We start from the raw sequence: 5,619 nt of genomic DNA, 5'->3' as shown, positions 1-5,619 counted from the left end.
CGCCTGGCCTACATGCTTGAAGACAGCGGCGTGAAGCTGCTGCTGACTCAAGCGCATCTGCTCGAACACCTGCCGATCCCGCAGGGATTGGAAACCCTGGTGCTGGGCGAGTCCGTTGGCGACGGCTACAGCGCCGCAAACCCGGATATCGCGCTGGACGGCGAAAACCTCGCCTACGTGATCTACACCTCCGGCTCCACCGGCCAACCCAAAGGCGCCGGCAACCGCCATTCAGCGCTGCTCAATCGCCTGCAATGGATGCAGGAGGCCTATGGCCTGGGCGCCAGCGACAGCGTGCTGCAAAAGACCCCGTTCAGCTTCGACGTGTCGGTGTGGGAGTTCTTCTGGCCACTGATAACCGGCGCGCGCCTGGTCGTTGCAGCACCGGGCTATCACCGTGATCCGGCCCGGCTGGTCAGCCTGATCACCGCCGAACAGATCACCACGCTGCACTTTGTGCCCTCGATGTTGCAGGCGTTCCTGCAAGACCCGGCGGTTTCGACCTGCCACAGCGTGCAGCGCATCGTGTGCAGCGGCGAGGCGCTGCCGGTGGATGCGCAACAGCAAGTCCTGGCCAAGCTGCCGCAAGCCGGGCTGTATAACCTTTACGGTCCGACCGAAGCCGCCATCGACGTGACCCACTGGACCTGTGTCGATGAAGGGCGTGACGCCGTGCCGATTGGTCGCCCGATTGCCAATCTGGGCTGCTACATCCTCGACAGCCATTTCGAACCGGTACCGATTGGCGTGCTGGGCGAGCTTTACCTGGGCGGCGTCGGTCTGGCCCGTGGTTATCACCGACGTCCTGCATTGACCGCCGAGCGTTTTATCGCCCATCCCTTTGTCAGCGGTGAGCGTCTGTACCGCAGCGGCGACCTGGCGCGGTATCGCGCAGACGGCGTGATTGAATATGCCGGGCGTGCCGATCATCAGGTCAAGTTGCGTGGCCTGCGTATCGAATTGGGCGAAATCGAAGCGCGTTTGCTGGAACACGATTACGTCCGCGAAGCGGCCGTGTTGGCACCGGACAGTCAATACCTGGTGGGCTACCTGGTGCTGCAAAACGCAGCGGATGATTGGCGCGATGTGCTCGGCGCTCATCTGGCCGAAACCCTGCCGGATTACATGGTGCCCGCACAATGGATGCTGCTGGAGCAGATGCCGCTGAGCCCCAACGGCAAGCTTGACCGCAAGGCGCTGCCAAAGCCCGAAGCCACGCAGCAATATGAAGCCCCGCAAAGCGCGCTGGAGCAGCAGATCGCCGCCATCTGGGCCGACGTGCTGGGCATCGAGCAGGTGGGGTTGAATGACAATTTCTTTGAGCGCGGCGGTGACTCGATCATCTCGATTCAGGTGGTCAGTCGCGCACGTGCCGCCGGTATTCATTTCACCGCCAAGGCGTTGTTCCAGCATCAAACCGTGCGCAGCCTCGCGCGGGTGGCGCAGTTGCAAACCGCGCGGGTGATCGACCAAGGTTCGGTGCAGGGTGAGACGCCGTTGCTGCCGTTCCAGCAGTTGTTCTTCGAGATGCAACTGCCGGACCCGCATCACTGGAACCAGTCCTTCTTGCTGACGCCACGCCAAGCGCTTCAGGGCGATCGTCTGGAAGCCGCGTTGCAGGGCCTGATTGCTCACCACGATGTGCTGCGTTTGCGCTTCAGCCAGCACCTTGAGGGTTGGCAAGCCGAGCATGCTGCGGCTGGCACACAGGTACTGTGGCAAGCCAAGGTGGCAGATGCCAGCGAGTTGACCGCGCTCTGCGAAAAAGCCCAGCGCAGTCTCGACCTGCAACAGGGGCCATTGCTGCGTGCGGTACTGGTCGAGCTGGCAGACGGTTCCCAGCGCCTGTTGCTGGTAATGCACCACTTGGTGGTGGACGGCGTGTCCTGGCGGGTGTTCCTTGAAGACCTGCAAGCGCTGTATCGCGAACAAAAATTGCCGGCCAAGACCTCTTCATTCAAAGCCTGGGCCGAGCGCTTGCAAGCCCACGCCCGTAGCGCTGCGATGGCGTCCGAGCAAGCCTTTTGGCTGCAACAGCTGCAAGGTGCGGCCACCGACTTGCCGTGCCGTGACCCGCAAGGCGCGCGTCCCGGGCGACTGGCCGAGACTGTGGTCAGCCAACTGGATGCCGAACGCACCCGGCAATTGCTGCAACAGGCGCCGACGGCCTACCGCACTCAGATCAACGACCTGCTGCTCACGGCCCTGGCGCGGGTGATCTGCCAGTGGACGGGCCACGCCTCGAGCCTGATCCAGCTGGAGGGCCATGGCCGTGAAGACCTGTTTGACGACATTGACCTGACGCGCACCCTGGGCTGGTTCACCAGCCTGTTTCCGGTGCGCCTGACCCCCGACGTGTCGCTGGCGGTTTCGATCAAACAGATCAAGGAGCAATTGCGCAGCGTGCCGCATAAAGGCTTGGGTTTTGGCGCTTTGCGTTACCTGGGCGATGACGCCACACGTGAGGCGTTCAGTGCTTTGCCAGCGCCGCGCATCACCTTCAACTACCTGGGCCAGGTTGACGGCAGTTTCGACCAACCGGACACCCTGTTCGCGCCCGCCGCAGAAAGTGCCGGTGCCGAACAAAGCCCGGATGCGCCGCTGGGTAACTGGCTGACGCTCAACGGCCAAGTCTATGGCGGCGAACTGCAACTGGGCTGGACGTTCAGCCCGCTGATGTTCGACCCCGCGGTGATCGAAACGCTGAGCGCGGCCTACACCCGCGAACTCAACGCGCTGATAGAACATTGCTGCACGCCCGGCAATGGCGGTGTGACCGCCTCGGATTTCCCGTTATCGCGCTTGAACCAATCGCAGCTGGAGTCGTTGCCGCTGGCGTTCGATGCCGTAGAAGACATCTACACCTTGTCGCCCATGCAGCAAGGCATGCTCTTTCACACCCTCTATGAGCAGACGGCGGGCGACTACATCAACCAGATTCGCGTGACGGCGCAAGGCCTGGATGTGGCGCGCTTCCAGCACGCCTGGGATGCCACGGTGCAGGCCCATGATGTGCTGCGCAGCGGGTTCTTCTGGGAAGGCCAGCTGGAATGGCCATGCCAGGTGGTATACCGCGAAGCGCGGCTGCCGATTCAGGTTCTGGACTGGCGCGCCATGCCGGAGCGCGAACTGGAACTGCACAACCTGCAACAGGCCCAGCGCCGCCAGGGTTTTGACCTGGCCAAGGCGCCACTGGTGCGTCTGGTACTGGTGCGCACCGATGAGCAGTGCTACGAGTTGATCTACACCAGCCATCACATCCTGATGGACGGCTGGAGCAATTCGCGGCTGTTCGGCGAAGTGCTGCAACGCTATGCCGCTGTGGCAGTGCCGGAAGCGGCCGGGCGCTATCGCGATTACATCGGTTGGCTGCAACAGCGTGATGCCGCTGCGACCGAAGCCTTCTGGCGTGAGCAATTGAGTGCATTGCAAACCCCGACACGGCTGGGCAGCAGTCAACCGATGGCGGTGCAAGGGCATGGCGAGTATCAACTGGCGCTTGATCGCACACTCACGACTCAACTTGAGTCGTTCGCCCGAAGCCACAAAGTCACGCTCAATACTTTGATCCAGGCGGCGTGGCTGATTCTGTTGCAGCGTCACAGCGGCCAGGCGGTAGTGGCCTTCGGTGCTACCGTGGCCGGTCGCCCGGCGGAGCTTGCGGGCGTTGAGCAGCAGATCGGTCTGTTCATCAATACCTTGCCGGTGATCTGCGCGGTCGAGGGGCAGGTGTCAGTGGCCGACTGGTTGCAAGCCGTGCAGGCGCAAAACCTGGCCTTGCGTGAGCATGAACACACTGGCCTGTATGACATTCAGCGCTGGGCCGGGCAGGGCGGTGAAGCCTTGTTCGACAATATCCTGGTGTTCGAAAACTACCCGGTGTCCAAAGCCCTGGCGCAAAGCGGCGGCAGCGGCATTCGGTTTGGCGAGCCCCATGCCCATGAACAAACCAACTTCCCGCTGACGGTGCTGGTGGATCTGGGCGAAACGCTGTCGGTGCAGTTCAGCTTTGCCCGCGCGCATTTCCACGAAAATACGGTGCAAGGTTACGGCCGGCATCTGGTCAACCTGCTGCAAGCGATGCTTGAGGGCGGGCAGCAACGCCTGGGTGAGCTGGCGATGCTCGACGCCACTGAGCGCCAACAGGTGATTGAGGACTGGAACGCCACATCCCGCGATTACCCGTTGCAGCAAACGGTGCAGCAACTGATTGAGGCGCAGGTTGCGCTCACGCCAGAGGCACCGGCACTGGTGTTTGGCGAGCAGCGCTTGAATTACGCCGAGCTCAACCGCCGCGCCAATCGCCTGGCCCATCGTCTGATCGAGGCGGGCGTGGGGCCGGACACGCTGGTGGGGCTGGCGGTGGAGCGCTCCATCGAGATGGTGGTCGGCCTGCTGGCGGTGCTCAAGGCTGGTGGCGCATACGTGCCGCTGGACCCGGAGTATCCGCGTGAGCGCCTGGCCTACATGCTTGAGGACAGTGGCGTGAAGCTGCTGCTGACTCAAGCGCATCTGCGTGAGCAGTTGTCGATTCCACATGGCCTGGAAACGCTGGTACTTGGCGAGACTGGATTCGAAGACTTTAGCGCAGAGAATCCGGGTATTGCTCTGGACGGCGAAAACCTCGCCTACGTGATCTACACCTCCGGTTCCACCGGCCAGCCCAAAGGCGCCGGCAATCGTCATGCGGCCCTGACCAACCGCCTGCAATGGATGCAGGAAGCCTACGGCCTGGATGTCAGCGACAGCGTGCTGCAAAAGACCCCGTTCAGCTTTGATGTGTCGGTGTGGGAGTTCTTCTGGCCACTGATGACCGGCGCACGCCTGGTCGTTGCTGCGCCCGGCGATCACCGTGATCCGGCCAGGCTGGTCAGCCTGATCAATGCCGAACAGGTCACCACGCTGCACTTTGTACCCTCGATGTTGCAGGCATTCCTGCAAGACCCGACCGTCGCGACCTGCCACACCTTGCACCGCATTGTGTGCAGCGGCGAGGCGTTGCCGGTGGATGCGCAACAGCAGGTCTTCGCCAAACTACCGCAAGCCGGGTTGTATAACCTTTACGGTCCGACCGAGGCCGCCATCGACGTGACCCACTGGACCTGCATCAATGAAGGTCGCGATGCGGTGCCGATTGGTCGCCCGATTGCCAACCTGGGCTGCTACATCCTCGACGGTAACTTTGAGCCGGCGCCGGTGGGCGTGTTGGGCGAGCTGTACCTGGGCGGTGTCGGCCTGGCCCGGGGTTACCATCGCCGCCCGGCATTGACCGCCGAGCGCTTCATTGCCAACCCCTTTATCGACGGTGAGCGCCTGTATCGCACCGGCGACCTGGCGCGCTATCGCGACGACGGCGTGATCGAGTACGCCGGGCGTATCGACCATCAAGTCAAGTTGCGTGGCTTGCGTATCGAGTTGGGTGAAATCGAAGCGCGCCTGCTCGAACACGAGTGGGTGCGTGAAGCCGCGGTGCTGGCCGTCGACGGCAAATACCTGGTGGGCTACCTGGTGTTGCAAAACGCCGCCGACGACTGGCGCGACGTGTTGAGCGCGCACTTGGCCCAACACCTGCCGGACTACATGGTGCCCGCGCTATGGATGCTGCTGGAACAGATGCCC

At 62.7% G+C, this 5,619-nt stretch carries 1 protein-coding gene; it reads left to right on the top strand.

The window, feature by feature from the left end; translation table 11 throughout:
* Positions 1-5,619: non-ribosomal peptide synthetase (locus FEM54_RS22685; RefSeq protein WP_240792786.1), on the top strand; the 5,619-nt coding region annotated here is incomplete at both ends.

Source organism: Pseudomonas edaphica (assembly GCF_005863185.1).
GTDB lineage: Bacteria > Pseudomonadota > Gammaproteobacteria > Pseudomonadales > Pseudomonadaceae > Aquipseudomonas > Aquipseudomonas edaphica.
The sequence above is the reverse complement of the archived record's forward strand: the minus strand, read 5'-3'. Positions and strand labels throughout refer to the sequence as shown.